This window comes from Pediococcus claussenii ATCC BAA-344 (genome assembly GCF_000237995.1).
In the GTDB taxonomy this organism is placed as follows: Bacteria; Bacillota; Bacilli; order Lactobacillales; family Lactobacillaceae; genus Pediococcus; species Pediococcus claussenii.
The window spans coordinates 308,745-328,918 of record NC_016605.1; the positions used below are offsets into that span (position 1 = coordinate 308,745).

Annotated in this window: 15 protein-coding genes; 13 read left to right on the top strand and 2 right to left on the bottom strand. The window is 37.8% G+C overall.

Translation table 11 applies throughout. The features are described 5' to 3' along the window. Window positions 1-323: 323 nt before the first annotated feature. Both metE and metF read left to right on the top strand, forming a co-directional pair. Complete coding sequence (gene metE, locus PECL_RS01455) at window positions 324-2,603, top strand: 5-methyltetrahydropteroyltriglutamate--homocysteine S-methyltransferase (RefSeq protein ID WP_014214816.1); 2,280 nt, start codon at window positions 324-326, stop codon at window positions 2,601-2,603. Then, window positions 2,581-3,453 carry a methylenetetrahydrofolate reductase [NAD(P)H] gene (gene metF, locus PECL_RS01460; RefSeq protein ID WP_014214817.1) on the top strand — a complete coding sequence of 291 codons (873 nt, stop codon included), beginning with the start codon at window positions 2,581-2,583 and terminating at the stop codon, window positions 3,451-3,453. Before metE ends, metF begins: the two co-directional genes overlap by 23 nt. 817 nt (window positions 3,454-4,270) lie before the next feature. On the opposite strand, the gene PECL_RS01465 is transcribed toward metF, so the two are convergent. Next, window positions 4,271-5,710: an MFS transporter gene (locus PECL_RS01465; protein ID WP_014214818.1), complete on the bottom strand. Its 1,440-nt coding sequence runs from the start codon at window positions 5,708-5,710 to the stop codon at window positions 4,271-4,273. A gap of 179 nt (window positions 5,711-5,889) precedes the next feature. Between PECL_RS01465 and proC the strand changes: the two genes are divergently transcribed. The 8 genes from proC (at window position 5,890) to PECL_RS01510 (ending at window position 13,975) form a co-directional block, all read left to right on the top strand. Further along, on the top strand, window positions 5,890-6,681 hold the full coding sequence (gene proC, locus PECL_RS01470) for a pyrroline-5-carboxylate reductase (RefSeq protein ID WP_014214819.1): 792 nt from the start codon (window positions 5,890-5,892) through the stop codon (window positions 6,679-6,681). Window positions 6,682-6,749: 68 nt separating this feature from the next. Next, window positions 6,750-7,895, top strand: a complete 1,146-nt coding sequence (gene nagA, locus PECL_RS01475; RefSeq protein ID WP_014214820.1) for an N-acetylglucosamine-6-phosphate deacetylase — start codon at window positions 6,750-6,752, stop codon at window positions 7,893-7,895. 27 nt (window positions 7,896-7,922) lie between these two features. After that, window positions 7,923-8,624 (top strand): GntR family transcriptional regulator, encoded by a 702-nt coding sequence (locus PECL_RS01480; RefSeq protein ID WP_014214821.1) that lies wholly within the window; start codon window positions 7,923-7,925, stop codon window positions 8,622-8,624. Window positions 8,625-8,862: 238 nt separating this feature from the next. Beyond that, window positions 8,863-9,324, top strand: coding sequence for a universal stress protein (locus PECL_RS01485; protein WP_014214822.1), 462 nt, complete (start codon window positions 8,863-8,865; stop codon window positions 9,322-9,324). Between the two features lie 107 nt (window positions 9,325-9,431). Further along, complete coding sequence (locus PECL_RS01490; protein ID WP_050899606.1) at window positions 9,432-10,760, top strand: Nramp family divalent metal transporter; 1,329 nt, start codon at window positions 9,432-9,434, stop codon at window positions 10,758-10,760. A gap of 687 nt (window positions 10,761-11,447) precedes the next feature. Continuing rightward, the gene (locus PECL_RS01500; RefSeq protein WP_014214824.1) at window positions 11,448-11,714 is read left to right on the top strand and encodes a hypothetical protein; all 267 of its coding nucleotides are present in this window, start codon (window positions 11,448-11,450) and stop codon (window positions 11,712-11,714) included. A gap of 134 nt (window positions 11,715-11,848) precedes the next feature. After that, window positions 11,849-13,216 carry a sensor histidine kinase gene (locus PECL_RS09695; RefSeq protein ID WP_050899552.1) on the top strand — a complete coding sequence of 456 codons (1,368 nt, stop codon included), beginning with the start codon at window positions 11,849-11,851 and terminating at the stop codon, window positions 13,214-13,216. Window positions 13,217-13,231: 15 nt separating this feature from the next. Continuing rightward, entirely contained in the window at window positions 13,232-13,975 is a 744-nt protein-coding gene (locus PECL_RS01510; protein WP_014214826.1) for a LytR/AlgR family response regulator transcription factor, read from the top strand. Between the two features lie 111 nt (window positions 13,976-14,086). Here PECL_RS01510 and PECL_RS01515 read toward each other — a convergent pair whose 3' ends face one another. Then, window positions 14,087-14,809, bottom strand: coding sequence for a WecB/TagA/CpsF family glycosyltransferase (locus tag PECL_RS01515; RefSeq protein WP_014214827.1), 723 nt, complete (start codon window positions 14,807-14,809; stop codon window positions 14,087-14,089). Between the two features lie 98 nt (window positions 14,810-14,907). On the opposite strand from PECL_RS01515, the gene PECL_RS01520 reads away from it, so the two are divergent. The 3 genes from PECL_RS01520 (at window position 14,908) to PECL_RS01530 (ending at window position 20,099) form a co-directional block, all read left to right on the top strand. Beyond that, window positions 14,908-16,371: a nicotinate phosphoribosyltransferase gene (locus PECL_RS01520; RefSeq protein ID WP_014214828.1), complete on the top strand. Its 1,464-nt coding sequence runs from the start codon at window positions 14,908-14,910 to the stop codon at window positions 16,369-16,371. 15 nt (window positions 16,372-16,386) lie between these two features. Next, window positions 16,387-17,211: an ammonia-dependent NAD(+) synthetase gene (gene nadE / locus PECL_RS01525; RefSeq protein WP_014214829.1), complete on the top strand. Its 825-nt coding sequence runs from the start codon at window positions 16,387-16,389 to the stop codon at window positions 17,209-17,211. A gap of 215 nt (window positions 17,212-17,426) precedes the next feature. Beyond that, on the top strand, window positions 17,427-20,099 hold the full coding sequence (locus PECL_RS01530) for a calcium-translocating P-type ATPase, PMCA-type (RefSeq protein WP_014214830.1): 2,673 nt from the start codon (window positions 17,427-17,429) through the stop codon (window positions 20,097-20,099). Window positions 20,100-20,174: the final 75 nt, after the last annotated feature.

Here is a 20,174-nt window from a genome sequence, read left to right on the forward strand (position 1 = left end):
AATATGAGCTATACTCTCATTAATATCTAATTTAATCGTGTTGATGAGAAGAGTAACTATTCAAGGTAAACGCAGAGAACTTCTAGTTGGTGAAAGGAAGCATTACGGAGAATGGTGAAGATGAGCTCGGAGCGTGTAACCGGTGCAAGCTAGGTTACCGTAAGCAGACGTTACACTGCAACAGTTTATATAGACTGATTGAGGAAGCGTGTGATGATTAGCTTCGAGTACAAGGTGGTACCGCATAAGTGCCCTTGCCGTAATGGTGAGGGGTTGCGGCCACCTTTTTTATTTGCACAAATAAATTACTGGAGGAGAGTTTTATGACAACAACTATTATTGGATTTCCACGAATTGGTGAAAAGCGAGAATTAAAATTTGCAACTGAAAAATATTGGAAACATGAAATTACACAGTCTGAATTATTACAAACAGCACGCGATATACGTTTGAAACATTGGAAGTTGCAACAACAGGCTGAAATTGATCTGATTCCAGTTGGCGATTTTTCTTTTTTTGACGGATTCCTTGATACTTTTTTTGCCTTGAACATTGTGCCGAAGCGTTTTCGTCAATTAGAGTTATCAACGCTCGACGAGTATTTTGCGTTGGGACGTGGTTTTCAGGATGAAAAACGTTCAGTTAAAGCATTACCAATGAAGAAGTGGTTCAATACAAATTATCACTATTTAGTTCCTGATTGGGACGATCACACTGATGTTAAATTGGTTGGAACTAAGTTGTTTGATGAAATAAAAGAAGCAAAAGTAGCGGGTGTTAATAACCCTAAAGCAGTGATTATAGGGCCATACACCCTTCTGAAATTAAGTAGATTTTCAGGAAGCAAAAAGGCTCCCGATTTTTTAGAAGACGTTGTGAACGCGTATGCTGAAATTTTGAACAAAGTCTCAGAGTTGGAAGTGGGGTGGATTCAAATTGACGAACCAGCACTTTGTTTTGATGTAAATGTGGAAGATAGACAGTTGTTCAATCAATTGTACACGAGTTTACTATCACAAAAAGGACAACTTAAGGTGCTATTGCAAACTTACTTTGGTGACATTCGAGACGTTTATGAAGATACTCAAAAATTAGACTTTGATGGTATTGGCTTGGATTTAGTAGCCACTTCACACAACGTTGAACTTATTCAAGAAAACGGATTTGATGATCAAAAAGTATTATTTGCTGGAATTATTAACGGAAGAAACATTTGGCGCAATAGTTATCAATCGTCAGTTAAAACGTTAAAATCTTTAGGTGTTAAGAATGTTATTTTGAGTAGTTCAAGCTCTTTATTACATGTACCATTTACAGCTGCTTCAGAAACACAATTGCCACCAGATGTGCAGCAACATTTAGCATTTGCCGTAGAAAAGTTAGATGAATTACATGACCTGAACTTAATTCTCGAAGGAAATGGGCAAGAAGTATTAAATAAAAATACTGCTTTATTTAAGAACATTAGACATCCAGAAAGCGAGAAAGTGAGAACGAGAGTGGCAAGTTTAACTGCAAGTGATTATGTGAGGGAACCTGGACGAAACGAAAGAGAGAAGATCCAAAAAGCAGAGTTCAACTTACCGGTGTTGCCAACAACGACAATCGGATCGTTTCCACAAACTAGGGATGTTCGACAAAACCGGGCAAAGTTCCGACGAAACGAAATTTCACGTGAAGAATACGATCAGTTTAATAAGGACAAAATTAAAAGAATTGTGGAATTCCAAGAAGATATTGGGCTGGACGTGTTAGTGCACGGTGAATACGAACGAAACGACATGGTTGAGTACTTTGGCGAAAAACTTGATGGATTTGTATTCACTAAAAACGGTTGGGTACAATCATACGGAACGCGAGGAGTTAAACCACCAATCATCTGGGGTGATGTAAGTCGCAATGCACCGATTACTGTCGACGCTTCTGTTTATGCACAAAGCTTAACAGATAAGGTTATGAAGGGAATGTTGACGGGACCTGTGACAATTTTTAATTGGTCATTTCCTCGTGAAGACATTCAACCTAAAGAATCAGTTACGCAGATTGCACTTGCTATCCAGGATGAGGTTTTGGATCTAGAGGAACATGGTATTAAAATTATTCAAATTGATGAGGCGGCTTTACGTGAAAAACTACCATTGCGTAAAACGGATTGGTTCAAAGAATACTTAGATTGGGCTATTCCAGCGTTTAGATTAGTTCACAGTTCTGTTCAACCAACCACTCAGATTCATACTCATATGTGTTACAGCGAATTTGGCGATATTATTCAGGCAATTGACGATATGGATGCGGATGTGATCTCATTTGAAGCATCTCGGGCTGATTTAGTGTTGATAGATCAATTGGTTCAAGCGCATTTTGAAACTGAAGTAGGGCCTGGTGTTTATGATATTCATTCTCCTCGTGTGCCCTCTGTGGAAGAAATTCAAAAAATAATTGAAGGCTTTTTAACAAAATTACCGATTAAAAGTTTATGGGTAAACCCAGATTGTGGGTTAAAAACTCGTGGTGAAAAAGAAACGTTTGATAGTCTTAAGAATTTGGTTGAAGCTACTAAAAGGGTAAGGAGCAGTCTTCATGAAACTAGTGGAAGTATTTAAACATAAAACAGTATTTTCAATTGAAGTTTTCCCACCTAAAACAGAAAAAGGTTCATTGAAGTTGCATCAAGCATTATCGGAATTAAAAGGAATTGAGCCTGATTTTATTTCAGTTACGTTGGGAGCAGGTGGATCAACAAACCGTGGTGGAACAGTTGGAGTTGCTAGTGAAATTCAAAACCACTTTGATGTACCGGCTGTAGCGCATGTTCCGGGACTTTATCGAACTAAGGCTGACGTTGATGAATTGCTTGACGAACTAGAAGGCCAAGGAATTACGAACATTTTAGCTTTGAGAGGGGATCAGATTGAAGGATTAAAACCAGTAGGTGATTTTAAATACGCTTCAGATTTAGTTGCTTATATTAATCAACGTGGTGGATTTGAAATCGCTGGTGCTTGTTATCCGGAAACCCATCAAGAGGCTGCCAATTCTGTTAATGATATTCGTAATTTGAAGGTTAAAGTTGATGCTGGAGTAGATCACTTAATTACACAAGCGTTCTTTGATAATCAGTGTTTTTACGAATTTCGTGAGAAAACAGATTTAGCTGGAATTAATGTACCAATTGAAGCTGGTATTATGCCATGTTTGAATAAAAAGCAGGTTTTAAATATGGCCAAAATGGCTGGAATTCCGGTGTCTCAAAAACATTTGGCAATGATGGAACATTATGATGGTAACGTGGAAGCAACAAGGGACGCAGGAATTGCTTATGCAATTGATCAAATTGTAGATTTAGTTGCACAGGGTGTCGATGGAATTCACCTTTATACGATGAATAATGGTGACACAGCCCAGAGGATTTGGAAGGCAACGCGCTCATTGTTTGCGGCATCGGTGCGTTAAAAACAGAGAGCGAAACAAGGCGGTTAACCACCGAGTATTAGCAGAGTCCAGCATTATGACGGGTTAGGTCATGATGATGGGCTGGGCTAAACGGAGGAGGTTGTCTTGAGTAGCTCATTTCAGACAGAGAGTGAAACAACCCGGGGAGCTTATGAGGATTAGCAGAGAACAGCGCTTTGACGGGTTAGGTCAAGGCGCTGTTCTTGGCTAACCGGAAGAAGCTGGGTTGAGTAACTCATTTCAGATAGAAAGTGAAACAACCCGAATAGCTTATGAGAATTACTAGCTCGTGAAGCAAGGTAGGTTTTGTTGCACCAAACCAGATACTCGTACGCTGTCCATTCCTACGGGCGAAGAGCGCCGCATAGGAACTGGCGCTAGCTCGTCTAGTATGGTTGGTTTTGTTGCACCAAACCAAGATACTCATAACGCTGTCCATTCCTATGGGCGAAGAGCGCCGCGTAGGAACTGGCACTAGCTCGTAAAGTAAGGTAAGTTTTGTTGCACTCATACGCTGTCCATTCCTATGGGCGAAGAGCGCCGCATAGGAACTGGCGCTAGCTCGTGAAGTAAGGTAGGTTTTGTTGCACAAAACCAGATACTCATACGCTGTCCATTCCTACGGGCGAAGAGCGCCGCGTAGGAACTGGCAACAGAGAATGGCGCTTTGACGTTTTTATTGTGTTAAATTCAGAAATTTATTTTATCTAAAAAAAATAAAAAATAAGCACCAATCAAAAATCGAAAAAGATTTTGATTGGTGCTTATTTTTGTTCCAAGGACCCAGAGGTTAACTCTTCAAATATATAGTTATTATTTAGTTTGTTGTGCCCTTAACTCTTGATTCTTTACGTCCAGCATTAAAGCGAAGCCAAACAATAATGAAAGCAATTAGGGATACAAAGGTTGCTGCAAGAAATACGTTGGAAAATGCGTGGACAAAATGGGCGCCGAGTGATGGAGATACGCGTGTTACGCCAGGTAACTGGGCAAATAACATAGCAGATCCCATACTGATTCCGATTGTCATTCCAAGCGTTCTTGCGAAAGAATTAAACGAGCCAGCAATTCCAGATAGACTAGCATCAACGGTTCCCATGGTAATCGCATTATTTGGTGATAGGAATAGTGCCATCCCAATTCCGTTTATAACGATTGGGATAATAATCAATGTAAGGTTCATCGTGACAGGGTACATCATGTAGCCGATTTGCGAAATAACTAGGACAATTAAACCTGCCATAGTTAAAACATTTCGATTAACACGATCTGCAAAGTATCCGGAAATTGGAGAAGCCATTAGCATAATAACAGATTGTAGCATCATAAGCATGCCACTTTCAAAAGCAGTCATGCGTCCAAAGCTCTGAAGATAAAATGGTAGTAGGATATTTGAAACGGCATTGACAGCCATTACTAAAAATAGTGCACTTACCGATACCATAAAAGCAGAATTACGAAGGACGGATGGTGAAATCCATGGATTCTTGGCATGGTCATCTTGTATGAAAGAATAAACAGTGATAATAATGCCCACAACTAAAAATGCTGTACCAAGTGCGAAGTTGCGATTAGTACTCGTAAAAAATGGACTGCTTAAGAAGAAAATAATGATACCTAATGTAAATAAATTTTGACCCTTCCAGTTTGCACCGCGTAGTTTAGAGCGTACTTCATTCCATGTTTCTTTGGGGATCGGAAGTGCTCGACAACCGAATAATAAAATAATTAAACCAACTGGAACATTGATTAGAAAAATCCAACGCCATGATGCAATTGATAGAATTAATCCGCCAATTGCAGGACCTGAGATAGAACCGACTGAAACAAATACGGAAATTAGGGATAATGCTTCAGCACGCGAATGATCATCAAATGTTTCAGAGACAATTCCCATTGAATTTGCCATAATCATTGCACTACCAATTGATTGCACGATTCTTCCAACGATTAATACCCAGAAAGATAGTGCAACCCCGTTAATGGCGGAACCAATAATAAAAAGTAACCCACCGTTAATAAAAATATATTCTTTCGAAAGTAAATCCCCTAAATGGCCAAATAGTACAAGCAAAATTGTGGTTCCAATTAGTCCTGATTGCACGATCCAAGTTGAGAGGCCACTTGAAATGCCAAGTTGGGACGAAATTTGAGGAAGTCCCAAGTTAACACTGGAGCCAGCAAGGCTTGTTAGAAAAGAAAACATTCCTAATACAATAATGGTTCGTGTTTTGTTGCCAGGTTTTGAATTAGTCATATTAAAGCCCTCCAAAGTACGTCATTCTGTATACCGTTAGTATACTCCATAAACAATAGTTTATAATTGATTATCTTTATATTTTTTATTTGGGTTAAACCGTATTAAAATACTTTGGAATTTGTAAGAATTAGACTAAAATAATATACACAAGTTTAAAGAATAATGAGGTGGATTGAATGAAAATTGGTTTTGTTGGCGTTGGAAATATGGCACAAGCAATTATCAAGGGGATGGTGGAAAATGGCTACAATGGATCAGACATTTTAGTTCATAGTGCCCATAAATCAAACTACGAGTCCTTTGCAAAAGAACTCGACTTAGTTCCAGTTGATAATAATTTAGATCTTGTTGATCAATCGGACATTGTTGTACTTGCCGTTAAGCCTAACATTGCACTAATAGTTTTAGATGAGATTAAGGACAAGATGGACCAAACAAAATTGTTAGTGTCGCTTGTCTCAGGATTAAGCGTCAATGATATGAAAATGGTACTTGGGCAAGATCAACCGGTTTTAAGGACTATGCCAAATGTTAACGTTGAAATTGGAGCGGGAATGACTGCAGTTGTTTCAGATCAAAACTTAGACACAGCACCATATGCAGCTGGGGTGGAAATCTTTGAAAAAATTGGTAGTTCAATTGAAATTAGCGAGGATGATTTTCCGGCATTTTCAGCTCTTGCAGGAAGTTCTCCAGCTTATGTATACCTATTTATTGATGCATTGTCTCGTGCAGGGGTTAAATATGGCTTCACAAAGGAAACTGCGACAAAAATTGCTGCACAGGTGGTTGCAGGTAGTGCCAAGATGGTTCAAGAATCTGAGGATATTCCCTATGGTTTGATTGATAAGGTTTCGTCCCCTGGTGGAACGACAGTTGCAGGTTTATTGGCGATGGAAGAAGCCGGACTTTCAACTGCAGTTGTAAAGGGAATTGATGCAACAATTGCAAAAGAGTTAAGGGAATAGATTTCTTGATTTTTGGTCTATACCGATATACAATAAAGATAGATTTTAAATTTTAGGAGGAAATATTCATGAGCACAGTTTTACGACATGCAACGATTTACACTGGTTTGGAAAAAATCGAAGATGGTTATATTCGATTTGGTAAAACAATTGAAGCAGTTGGACCAATGAGTGAATACAAAGCTCAACCAGAAGACGACATTCATTTTGTTGGAGAACAAATCATTGTACCCGGATTTATTGATGTACATACACACGGTGGATACGGATTTGATGCAATGGATGGTGATGCCGACCAAATCAATGAAATGGTAAACGACGTTGTTTTAAATGAAGGTGTTACAAGTATTTTCTGTACAACAATGACACAATCAAATGAGAATATCGAAAAAGCAATGCGTGGTGTTGCTGCTGCCGCTGAACGTAACCCAGTGATCCAAGGTGTTCATTTGGAGGGACCTTTTATTTCAACTAAATACAAAGGGGCTCAACCTGAAGAATACATTAAGGATCCTAATGTGGATCTATTAGCGCGTTGGAATGAGTTATCAGGGAACCGAGTTCGATTAATTACGATTGCTCCAGAACATGAAGGCGCAGACGAGTTTGAAGCTTACTGTTTGGCCCATAATATTGTTCCATCTGTGGGACACAGTGATGCTACTCGTGCTCAATTATTGAACAGTAAGGTTACACATACAACTCATTTATATAATGCACAGCGTGAATTTAAGCACCGCGAACCAGGTGTTACGGGACATGCAATGCTTGAAGATAACATTTACGCTGAATTAATTGTGGATGGTTTCCACATTGTTCCAGATATGTTGAAGTTAGCATACGAAATCAAGGGACCAGAACGCATTGATTTGGTTACTGACTCAATGCGTGCTAAGGGTGTTGCCGAAGGAACTAGTGAATTAGGCGGTCAGACTGTGTACGTTAAGGATAAGCAGGCTCGTCTTGAAGATGGTACGTTGGCAGGCTCTGTGTTAGCCTTTGACGATGCTTTCCGTAATGCAATGCGTTTCTTTGGTTGTGGTATAGAAGAGGTTGTTCAAATGAGTTCTGTAAACCAGGCTCGTGAATTTGGCTTGGAACAAAAAGGTACATTAGAAGTTGGCAAAGATGCTGATATTAATGTTTTCGATGCTAATTTAAAGAAATTAGATACTTACAGTTATGGCCGTAAGTTTGTTAATGAATCTAAGTAGATAGTAGTAATTAAGGAGAAGTACAACATGGGCTCACCAGTATATATTCAAATTCATAATGATATAAAGAAGGCCATTGAAGCTGGTAAATGGAAGGTAGGGGATCGTATTCCTGCTGAACGTGATTTGTCTGAAAACTTCAATGTAAGTAGGATGACATTGCGTCAAGCTATTTCAACCCTTGTTGATGAAGGAATTCTGGAACGTAAAGTTGGGTCTGGAACATATGTTGCGAGTCAGAAGGTTCAAGAAAAGGTTTCTGGCGTTACTAGTTTTACAGATTTGACCGAGGCACAGGGAAAGCACCCTTCAAGTAAGACAATTACTTATCATGCGGGAACACCTTCATTGAGTGAAATGGAAAAGTTGAATTTGGATGATGGCGAGTTAGTTGTTCGAATGGAGCGAATTAGGTATGCTGATGAAGTACCAATCTGTTACGAAACAGCAACTTTACCGGAAAAACTAGTTCGTAATTTCAGTGAAGATGAGGTAACACGTTCTCTCTATAAAACACTTGAAGATAAAGCTGGATTAGTGATTGGTCGAGCAGAACAAACAGTTTCTGCAATGTTAGCTTCAGAACGTGTTTCAGAATACTTGAATATCAAACGCGGTGATGCAATTTTGCGTTTACACCAAGTATCTTATTCACAAGAGGGGAAACCTTTTGAATACGTTCGAACTCAGTATGTTGGTGATCGTTTTGAATTTTACCTTAACAGGTAATTAAATAGTTAATAAGAATAAATCAGTCTAATTGTTGTGTGAGTGTAGAGTTCACGCATGATTGGATTGATTTTTTTATCTAAATTGCTCTTTCGTCTATATAGAGCTAAAAAACAAAATTAGGCAATCCTAAAAATATGTACAATTTTCTAAATATTTGTTAGTAGTTTAGACGATTAAGTGTTAATATCATTGAGGTGACAGAAAACAACCGATTTTTAAGAGGAGGTTAGTGCCAATGAAGAATGAACGATTAAGTGAACCGCTTTCTTTTAAGAGAATACTGCTTACAATTGATGCTGATGATCCTAATTCATCAATTAATGCGTTTAGATATGCTGTGACCTTGGCCAAGGATTATGAGATTGAGTTGCGAATCGTATCAGTTTTAGAGGATGATGATGTCAATATCTTTGATGCAATGACTCCTGGCAAAGTTGATCGAAAAGAAGACGATGTTAACCGTACTGTTGAAGATTATGTAAAGGTAGCTAGAAAAGCCGGAGCAGATAATGTACGAGGGATGAGTGTTGGCATGGGTGATGTTGATGATGTCATCCTCGATCAAGTAATTCCGAAGTATAAACCAGATTTGATAGTGTGTGGTTCTGATACTGCTGACGCAAGTCATCGAGTGCCGGGAGCAGTGGGATTAAGAATCGCCAAACGGGCAAATGTTTCCGTAATCGTAGTTCGATAATGTACTTTTATTAAAGAATATAGAAAAGAGGGACTAGTTTGGCAAGAGAAAAAGAACGAATTAGAGAGAAACGCAGGGAAGAAAAAGGACATAAGATACGACGTCGAATGGTTGCTGAAACCGATGGACAAAATAAGAGTTTAGATGAGATTAATGGTAGTATCGATGTTCCCCAAAATGCAGGCCCGTTAAAAACGTTTCTTGCGTACTTGGGACCAGGAGTTCTGGTTTCAGTCGGTTATATGGATCCAGGTAACTGGATTACTTCAATTTCTGGTGGAGCACAGTTTAAGTACAAATTAATCTTTGTTATCCTACTTTCAAGTTTGATAGCAATGCTGTTACAAGCTATGGCAGCGCGCTTAGGAATCGTTACTGGGCGTGATTTAGCACAATTAACACGGGAAAAAACTTCAAAAACTGGTGGAATCATTCTATTTATAATTACTGAACTAGCTATTATGGCGACAGATGTTGCTGAAATTATTGGTTCAGGTATTGCTTTAGAGTTATTATTCGGGTTTCCACTAATCGTTGGTATTATTATTACCGCGTTTGATGTTTTACTCCTATTGTTATTGATGCGATTGGGCTTTCGAAAAATTGAAGCAATCGTTGCGACACTGGTTGCAGTTATCCTGTTTGTATTCTTATATGAAGTGGTTTTATCAAAGCCAGATATGCCGCAGGTATTTGCAGGATTTGTGCCACATCAAGATTTGGTAACCAATAAATCAATGTTATACCTTGGCTTAGGTATTGTAGGTGCGACAGTTATGCCACATAATTTATACCTAGGATCATCGATTTCACAAACGAGAAAGTTTGATCGAAATGATGAGAAGAGTGTACGAAGTGCGTTAAGGTACACCGTTGTAGATTCAAACCTGCAGTTAACCGTTGCTTTCGTTGTTAACTGTCTGTTATTAATTTTAGGAGCGGCCTTGTTCTTTGGAACCAACTCAGAACTTGGACGTTTCGTTGATTTGTACAATGCACTTAGTAATTCTAAGATTGTTGGTGCGATTGCAAGTCCAATTCTAAGTATGCTATTTGCGATTGCTTTGCTTGCATCAGGTCAAAGTTCAACAATTACGGGAACTTTATCTGGACAAATTATTATGGAAGGTTTCATTCGTTTGAGAATGCCATTGTGGGCACAAAGGCTATTAACACGATTAATCTCGATTACCCCAGTTTTAGCATTTGCGATCTACTATCATGGAAACGAAGAAAAGATTGAAGGAATGCTAACGTTTTCGCAGGTGTTCTTGAGTGTTGCTCTTCCATTTGCGATGGTACCGCTAATTATTTTCACGAGTAGTAAAAAAATAATGGGACCTTTTGCCAATAAAACGTGGGTTAAAGTTTGTGCATGGATTTCAGCAATTGTGTTAATTATTTTAAATATTTGGTTGATTGCACAAACGCTGTAATGCTAAATGAACTAAATGGATATTTGTATTAAGAAGCTTAATTTAAAATTAAGCTTCTTTTTTTGATTTAGTTGAAGCTAATCTGTGACGTTGGGGATTCTTAAATTTGATTTTAAGCTAAAACAAAATACGAGAACGACTTGATTTTAACGTTTTAAGAGTGAACCGTTTCTCCTAGTAACAATGCGCAATAATGAGACCTGCATTGAGAAAGTAGGAGGGATTGTTTTGAGTATGAAAATGAAATATTTAGTAATACCAGCTGTTGGGTTAGGAATCGGCATCTTTTCACAAGCTACTGTGTATGCAGATCCTGTAGATACTGTGAATAGTGAAAAAGTGTGCAGGCAATGCCGTTTTGGATGCCATAATTTGCAAGAAGAGTGTTATGGAATGATCAATTTTCGATGGGAGACTCTACAAGTTAACACAAACGTTGAGGATTCCTAGGCGTTTAAATGGTGGATAATTTGTAACGTTTAGGAAATTGATTTATTCATTTGAGACATTTGTAAATTTTAAAATAAAAAGAGTGAGAAACTGTAAAAGTGTTTAAGAAAGTGAGATGTGTGGGATGGAGTTTCGACATTTCTTAATTGTGATCATTTTGTTTATCGTATTGGTATGTATTAATTTAGTTAGCGAATAATTTGGGATGTGGCTATAATACCAATTTGTGGGGGGATTATGGAACTTAATAATTATTTTTATAAGTTAGTCGATTTATTATTGGATGCTGGAGAATGGCTGTACAAGTATATGAGTAGCCATCAATGGTTAAAGAGCATTGTTTTAAGTTCTTTATTGTTACTAACACTATTGATGACTTACGGGGGCGTAATTTCACTAATGAAGGGTGATATTATTAGTGAATTTGGTATCAGAAATAGTATGATATTATATTGGATTATTGTCGGTATTGATCGTTTGGTGCAGGTGCTGCATAAAATTTAAAAGTAATTGCCATAGCTGAGTTTTAACGTGATTTGTGCAAAGAACAATCTTGATATACCATTGGTAGGGGACAGCAGTGTTGATGGACTGTGTACCTTTAATTGGTATATTTTTGATGATGGAGACGATATTAGATGGTTAGTATTGATATAATTCCTTTTTTATTGATCAACTTGGTAGAGTTATCTAGCATTGTTCTTTTTGGTGGCTGTTTTGATAAAAAAATTTTCATGTTACAAAATATTATTCCATTGTTACTTGTAGCTGCCACATTATCTGGTGCTAATTTATTCTTATGGGATGATGTTTGCGTTGTTGGATTTATTGGATTTGCGGTGAGCTATCTAACTTTTAAGACGAGCAAACTTAAAACTTTAAATTTAGTGAAAGTACTTTCCAATGCTTCGTTTAAAGCTAATTGGATTTACTATTCAAATATATTTGTATTCGGCTTCATATTAATGAACATTATTGATAACTTAATTATTATGTTAGTGGAACGAATTATGTATTTAACCCATAATTATTCCAATGAACAATCGGCAATGATTATCGTGACCGTTTTAGCTGTGTCACTTCCCATGATAATGTCGCTATTTGGACAGGGAATTAAGCAAATTAATATTCATTTTCCTAATCTAGGCCATCAAGATTTCCAACGAATTTTATGGGTACTATCCTTGATTGTATTTGGAACGTTGCTGTTTTTAGTAAGTTTTCTAAAAAGCGAACAAAGGTTTGGAACAGAGATTGGTGTATATGTAGCAATAGCCTTAATTATGTTAATAGTTGTGGGAGTTAGCATGTTTTTCTATGCTAAGAGTGCCATAAACAATTTGGAGACTGAGTATCAGGTTGAACAACAAGCGACCCTTGAACATTATGTAAAGCACTTAGAAAAGAGTTATCTAAAGATACGAAGGTTTAAACATGATTATCAAAATATTTTACTGACTTTAAATAGCTTTATTGAAGAAAAAGATTTAGTTGGATTACAACAATACTATTCGGAATTAATGGAAGCATCAAACCAGGCATTGGCAGTTGAAAAGGGTCAATTTAATAATTTGGAATTAATTCAAAATAAACCAATTAAGAGTTTGCTTTATATTAAGTTGTCAGAAGCGCAAGAGGACGGCATTGATGTCGCCTTGGAAGTTGATCATCCTGTTTATTTTGGTAAGTATGATTTTGAGTTATCACGGATGATAGGTATTTTAATGGATAATGCTATTGAAGAGGCTCAGCGGCACAAAAAGGCGCAGATAATAGTTGGTATTATTAGTAGTACCGAGGCTAACCAAGTCATTATTCGTAATCCTATTAATTCAAATTTTCGATTAACAAAATTAACAGAAAAGGGCTTTTCGACCAAAGGTAGTGGACGAGGAAATGGTCTTGCAACAGTTCGAAGCATTGCAAAAAAGCATGATGACTATACGATTTCGTTTGCAATTAATAATAGTGATTTAGAAACGACATTGGCAATACAAAATCAATAATGACGGGAGAACAACTTGGTACCAATATTTATTTGTGAGGATAATCCAGAGTTACTTGCCACATATTCAAACATAATTAAAAATCATATTATGATTAATGATTTTGATATGGCGGTTGTAAGTGAATCAACTGATTCAGCTAAGGTTACGGAGTACCTAAGAAATAATGAGGTTGTTAATGGTGTTTATTTCTTAGATATTCAACTAGATCAGAGTGTTAAAAATGGACTTGAGAGTGCCGTGATTATTCGGGAGTTAGACCCGATGGCTAAAATAATCTTTATTTCAACCCATTCTGAGATGGCAATTTTAACCTTCGAAAGAAAAGTAGAACCGTTGGACTTTATTATGAAAGATATAGGTGTCAATAAAGTCAAAACACGCATAGAAGAAGATATCAGGGTTTGCTATACCAGATATTTAAAAACGCTTAATAAGACTGATGTTAGATTTAAATACCGCATTGGGTCTACTGAACGTTCCATTAATATTAAAGATGTGTATTATATTGAATCATCAAGTAGGGCGCATAAGGTTGTATTGCATGCCAAAAAACGCATAGAAGAATATTATGACAATATTGCTGATATTGAGCAGCAATATTCAACCTTATTCAGATGCCATCGAAGTTTTTTGATAAACGTGGACAATGTTAGTTCATACGATACAAAATTAAAAAAAATTCGGTTTGTTGATGGCGAAACCTGTCCAATTGCGGCTCGTAAGGTTAGAAAATTTTGTAAAGTCATCCAAAATTAGTTGAGTAATAAACAATGCTGTCACAACATTTGCTTAATTTTGTAATGATTGTGACTAAATGGTTAAAAATAATGCATAAAAAACGAAAAAATGCTTTCGCTTTTTTATGCATTATTTTGGTTGGTGCCACATCATTAGCCACATAAATTGAGGTATTACTAGTTGCCGTTTTAACCGTTTAGGGTCAGTTATTAATCTGTATAACCATTCTAAATGGTGGTTTTGCCAAAATAGCGGTGCTCGCTTAACAGTACCTGAAAAGACATCAAAGCTACCACCAATCCCCATCCACAGTCCGTCGTTAATATGGCGGTACTCTGCAATGAATTGTTCTTGCTTTGGAAAGCCAGTTGCGACGAATACCATATCAGGTTTTTGTCGCTGAATTGCTTTTAAGATTGGTTTGGGATTACTGAAGTAACCGTCATGATAACCGACCAAATTAATGTTGGGATATTCACTTTTGATCTTTGTAGCAACTTTAGTAATAACTTCGGGCTTGCTACCGACAATATACACGCGACTGCCCTGATCGTTTCCCCACCGTAAAAGTTCTAGAAAAGTTTCATATCCGGTAATTCGTTCGGGTATAGGAGAAGATAATTTACGTGTAGCACGCACAATCCCGATTCCATCAGGAGTAATATAATCTGCTTGTTGCAAGATCGTATGGTACTTGGGATTGCGACGGGCGTACATCACAATTTCAGGGTTGGCTGTGACAACAAAACGGTTTTTGTGCGCACTAATGTCGGTTTCTAGTTGCTTCCAAAAAGAGGTTGCACTTGTATTAATAAATGACACGTTTAGGATGTTAATGGTCTTGAATGTCATGATTTGCTCCTTTAAAACATGAAGAGTGATATTATTAATGATAAAATATAATTAGTTACTACTAATTAAACATTAAAAACTTAAGGAGCACAATCATCATGGTGAAAAACTACGCCGATGACAGTTTAACGTTACACACAGATGCATATCAAATTAATATGATTCAAACCTATTGGGAAAAGGGGATTCACAATAAAAATGCTGTTTTTGAAGTATTCTTTCGTAAAATGCCTTTTGATAACGGATATGCCGTTTTTGCCGGGTTAGAACGAGTTATTGATTATATTAAAAATTTAAAATTTACTAAAAGTGATATTGAGTATTTGCGAGAGCAGGGTTATCCAGACGACTTTCTTGACTATCTTAGTGATTTTAGGTTTAAAGGAACTATTCGTTCCTTTGCAGAAGGTGACTTGGTGTTTAATAACGAACCATTAATGCAAATTGAAGGACCTTTGGCGGATTGTCAAATTGTTGAAACTGCTATTTTAAATGTTATTAATTATCAAACTTTAATCGCAACTAAGGCGGCTCGTATCAAGTCCGTTGTTGGTTCGGATAAATTGCTAGAGTTTGGAACTCGTCGCGCGCAAGAAGTTGATGCAGCTCTTTGGGGAACACGAGCTGCTTATATTGGCGGATTTGATGCTACAAGTAATGTTCGCGCCGGTAAAAAGTTTGGTATTCCAATTAGTGGTACACATGCCCACTCACTTGTGCAGTACTATATGAACGACTATGAAGCATTTAAGGCATATGCCACAACGCATCATGATTGTGTATTTTTAGTTGATACTTTTGACACTCTAAAAAGTGGTGTACCCAATGCGATCAAGGTTGCAAAAGAAATGGGGAACAAGATTAATTTCTTGGGAGTCAGAATTGATAGTGGTGACATGGCATATCTATCGAAGCGTGTGCGTGAGCAACTAGATGAAGCGGGATTTCCTAATGCTAAAATTTACGCGTCCAATGATTTAGATGAAAAAACCATCCAAAACCTTAAAATGCAAGGTGCCAAGATTGAAGTTTGGGGTGTTGGAACTAAGCTTATCACTGCCTATGACCAGCCAGCTTTGGGAGCCGTATACAAGATGGTTTCTATCGAACGTGACGGCAAAATGGTTGATACTATTAAGTTGTCTAATAATGCGGAGAAGGTTTCAACTCCTGGCAAAAAACAAGTCTGGCGAATTACACGCAAGTCGGATGGTAAGTCAGAGGGAGATTATGTTGCTCTTTGGAGTGAAGATCCGCGTGAAGAAGATTCTTTGTACATGTTCCATCCAAATTATACCTATATCAATAAAACAGTAACTGATTTTGAAGCTCGTCCGTTGTTAAAAACCATTTTTGAAAAGGGTAAGCTTGTTTATAATCAGCCCAAGCTGGATGAGATTAAAGAATACGCTAAGAACGGTTTAGATTCACTGTGGGATGAGTATAAACGTGATTTGAACCCACAGGATTATCCAGTGGATTTATCGCAAGAATGCTATGATCATAAAATGCAAATCATTCAAAATGTGCGTAAATATGTGAGTGAATTAAAATTTAACTAAGTGAGGCCTGAAAGAATGCGTGAATTACAAAAAGAAATTATCGCAGCTTTAAAAGTTCAACCTGAAATTGATCCTAAGGTCGAGATTCGTAGAAGTGTTGATTTTTTAAAGAGCTATCTCAAGAATCATTCTTTTTTGCATAGTTTGGTTCTAGGTATTTCTGGTGGACAAGATTCAACATTGGCTGGGGCGTTGTCAGAAATGGCGGTTAAAGAATTACGTGAGGAAACTGGTGACGACCATTATCAATTTATTGCTGTCCGGTTGCCATATGGTATTCAAGCAGATGAATCTGATGCAATGAAGGCTATCGATTTTATGAAGGCTGATCAGGTCTATCGAGTTGACATTAAACCGGCTGCCGATGCTATGACCGAGGCACTTCAAGGCAATGATATTGAAATTTCTGATTTTAACAAGGGCAATATTAAAGCTAGAGAACGAATGATTGCACAATATGGTGTGGCAGGCAATAATGCCGGCGTTGTTATTGGAACAGATCATGCGGCAGAGGCGGTTACAGGTTTTTATACAAAATTTGGCGACGGTGGCGCTGATATTACGCCACTTTGGAGGCTTGACAAGAGGCAGGGTAAGGCCTTGTTAGCTGAGCTGGGCGCTCCAGTTGAGCTATATGAGAAAGTTCCAACAGCCGATTTGGAAGATGATCGTCCAGCACTTCCAGATGAAGTTGCATTAGGCGTAACGTATGATGATATTGATAATTACCTTGAAGGAAAAGATATTGATGTAAAGTCGGCTGAAAAAATTGAAGCATGGTACACAAAGACAGCGCATAAAAGATCTCTCCCATATACAGTATTTGATACTAATATCTAGCTTAAATAATGTGCTTGCTTTCTTTTTTACTTATGGTTATAATAAGAACATACATGAGGGAGTAACTTGCAGCTCAGCTGTGATAATATCGTCAGCAAGAATAAATCTGGTATTATCTTAATTTAGTGAGACTCATGTGCACGTGGTAATTGACCTCGTGCACATGAGTCTTTTTTTATTTTTAGGGCTAAGCGCTAAGTTACAACCGAAAACTTATGGAGGATCTTATATTGAAGCAATCTTTTTGGCAACAACCGACTAAGCAAGTAATGGATGAGCTTAAGACGACAAACCAGGGATTATCAACGAACGAGGCAGAAAACCGTGTTAAGCAATACGGTAAGAATGTTTTGGAGACCAAAGGGAATACCTCGATGCTCCAAAAATTCATTGCACAGTTTAAGGACCTAATGATCATTGTATTGTTAGTTGCAGCTGTAATTTCAATTTTTGTTGGTGAAGGTGTTGATGCCATCATTATTTTATTGGTTGTTGTTTTGAATGCAGTATTTGGCGTGTTTCAGGAATCAAAGGCTGAGGAAGCGATAGATGCACTTCAGGAACTGTCGGCTCCCCATGCAAATGTGAAAAGAGATGGCAAAGTTCAAACTATTAAAAGTGAAGACTTGGTGCCTGGAGACGTTGTTCTTTTGGAAGCAGGAGATATCGTACCTGCTGATTTACGTTTAATTGAGTCTGCATCAATAAAGATGGAAGAAGCAGCCTTGACTGGTGAATCGGTGCCCGTTAATAAGTCTGTTGATGTAATTCCAGAAGATAACCCGCCGCTTGGTGATCGTAAAAATATGGCCTTTATGAATAGTAACGTGACGTTCGGGCGTGGCGAAGGTATTGTAACTGGTACCGGTATGAAAACTGAAGTGGGACGAATTGCTGATTTGATCAACAACGCAGAGGAAACGACGACCCCTTTACAAGCAAATTTAGCAAAACTAAGTAAAACACTAACTTATTTAATTTTAGCAATTGCTGTAATTGTTTTTGTGGTTGGTTTGGCAAGAGGGCAAGAAACCCTAATTAACATGTTCTTAACTGCTATTTCGTTGGCCGTTGCAGCTATTCCAGAAGGATTACCGGCGATTGTTACGATTACATTAGCACTTGGAACACAAAGGATGGCGAAGAGAAATGCAATAATCCGCAAATTGCCAGCTGTTGAAACACTTGGAAGTACAGAAATTATTGCGTCGGATAAGACTGGTACCCTAACCCAAAATAAGATGACAGTTGAAAAGGTGTTCATCGATAATCAATTAAATGATGCGGGTCAGGTTAAGCCTGATGAACTAGCGGAGGATCATCGGTTATTTGATCTAATGATTCTAAATAATGATACTAAAAAAATTGATGGAGACTTAGTTGGAGATCCAACTGAAACGGCTTTAATAGCGTTTAATGATAATCATGATTATAGCTCTGATAATGTTATTAATCGTTTAAAGCGAGTTGCAGAAGTTCCGTTTGATTCAGAACGAAAGTTAATGTCCACGGTTAATGAATTAGGTGATGGGAAATACCTATTAACAGTTAAGGGTGCGCCAGACGAACTACTAAAACGAACAACCAAATTCGATGTTAATGGCCAAATATCGCCTATGACAGATGCAGAAATTGACTTAATTCAGGATACTAACCACCATTTGGCTACGCAGGCGATTCGAGTTCTTGGATTTGCGTACCAAATCTTGAATGAGGTTCCAAACGAACTTGAAAGTGACAAGGTTGAAAAAGATCTAGTATTTGCTGGTTTGATTGGAATGATTGATCCTGAGCGTCCAGAAGTTGCTCAAGCTGTTAAAGAGGCTCAGGAAGCCGGAATTCGTTCCTTAATGATTACGGGTGATCACCGAGATACAGCTGCTGCAATTGCTAAACGTTTGGGAATGATTACTGATGAACAAATTGATACTGCTGTAATTACTGGAGCAGAATTGGATCAGATGGACGAAACAGAATTTGCAAAAAAGGTTGATCAATTCTCAGTTTATGCTCGAGTGGCACCAGAACATAAAGTACGAATTGTGAATGCATGGCAGAAGAAGGGGAAAATTGTTGCTATGACAGGTGATGGAGTCAATGATGCTCCCTCTTTAAAACAGGCTGATATTGGCGTTGCTATGGGGATTACAGGTACTGAGGTTTCTAAGAGTGCTAGTGATATGATTCTGGCAGATGATAACTTTTCAACAATTGTTATCGCAGTTGAAGAGGGAAGAAAAGTTTTTGCTAATATCCAGAAGGCAATTCAGTATTTATTGTCAGCTAACCTAGGTGAAGTTCTAACATTATTTGTGATGACAATGATGGGATGGGCGATCCTGGCTCCAGTTCATATTTTGTGGATAAACCTTGTTACAGATACGTTCCCAGCAATTGCGTTAGGATTAGAGCCTGCAGAAAACAATGTAATGAAACAAAAGCCACGTGGAAAAGCAGCAAGCTTTCTTTCTGGTGGTGTAGCTGGAAATATTATTTATCAAGGGCTACTTGAAGGCTTTATTACCTTGTTTGTTTACACAATGGCACTTACATTTCCGGCACATGCTGGTTCGGAATTAATTCATGCAGATGCGCTAACTATGGCGTTTGCAACATTAGGCTTAATTCAGTTGTTCCATGCATTTAACTCTAAGTCAATTCGTGGTTCGATCTTCTCAGCAACTACTTGGAAAAATAAATTCTTTAACTGGTCAATTCTAGCTTCTTTCTTATTATTAAGTGCTACAATTTTTGTGCCAGGATTGAACGGTATATTCCATGTTTCATTCCTGAACTTGTTACAATGGTTAATTGTTATTGGTTCATCATTGATGATGATTGTAATTGTTGAAATTGTGAAATTCGTCCAACGGCGAATGGGCGTTTAATTAATAATAGAGAGTGAAACAACCCGGGAGCTTGTGAGGATTAACAGGGAAAGGAAATTATGACGGGTTAGGTCA

Bases quoted from the DNA above. Each gene is read 5' to 3' on its own strand.
- PECL_RS09695 (WP_050899552.1), top strand. From the start codon at position 11,849: ATGGTTAGTATTGATATAATTCCTTTTTTATTGATCAACTTGGTAGAG.
- PECL_RS01465 (WP_014214818.1), bottom strand. From the start codon at position 5,710: ATGACTAATTCAAAACCTGGCAACAAAACACGAACCATTATTGTATTA.
- nagA (WP_014214820.1), top strand. From the start codon at position 6,750: ATGAGCACAGTTTTACGACATGCAACGATTTACACTGGTTTGGAAAAA.
- nadE (WP_014214829.1), top strand. From the start codon at position 16,387: ATGCGTGAATTACAAAAAGAAATTATCGCAGCTTTAAAAGTTCAACCT.
- PECL_RS01520 (WP_014214828.1), top strand. From the start codon at position 14,908: ATGGTGAAAAACTACGCCGATGACAGTTTAACGTTACACACAGATGCA.
- PECL_RS01485 (WP_014214822.1), top strand. From the start codon at position 8,863: ATGAAGAATGAACGATTAAGTGAACCGCTTTCTTTTAAGAGAATACTG.
- proC (WP_014214819.1), top strand. From the start codon at position 5,890: ATGAAAATTGGTTTTGTTGGCGTTGGAAATATGGCACAAGCAATTATC.
- metF (WP_014214817.1), top strand. From the start codon at position 2,581: ATGAAACTAGTGGAAGTATTTAAACATAAAACAGTATTTTCAATTGAA.
- PECL_RS01530 (WP_014214830.1), top strand. From the start codon at position 17,427: ATGGAGGATCTTATATTGAAGCAATCTTTTTGGCAACAACCGACTAAG.
- PECL_RS01480 (WP_014214821.1), top strand. From the start codon at position 7,923: ATGGGCTCACCAGTATATATTCAAATTCATAATGATATAAAGAAGGCC.
- metE (WP_014214816.1), top strand. From the start codon at position 324: ATGACAACAACTATTATTGGATTTCCACGAATTGGTGAAAAGCGAGAA.
- PECL_RS01490 (WP_050899606.1), top strand. From the start codon at position 9,432: ATGGTTGCTGAAACCGATGGACAAAATAAGAGTTTAGATGAGATTAAT.
- PECL_RS01515 (WP_014214827.1), bottom strand. From the start codon at position 14,809: ATGACATTCAAGACCATTAACATCCTAAACGTGTCATTTATTAATACA.
- PECL_RS01500 (WP_014214824.1), top strand. From the start codon at position 11,448: ATGGAACTTAATAATTATTTTTATAAGTTAGTCGATTTATTATTGGAT.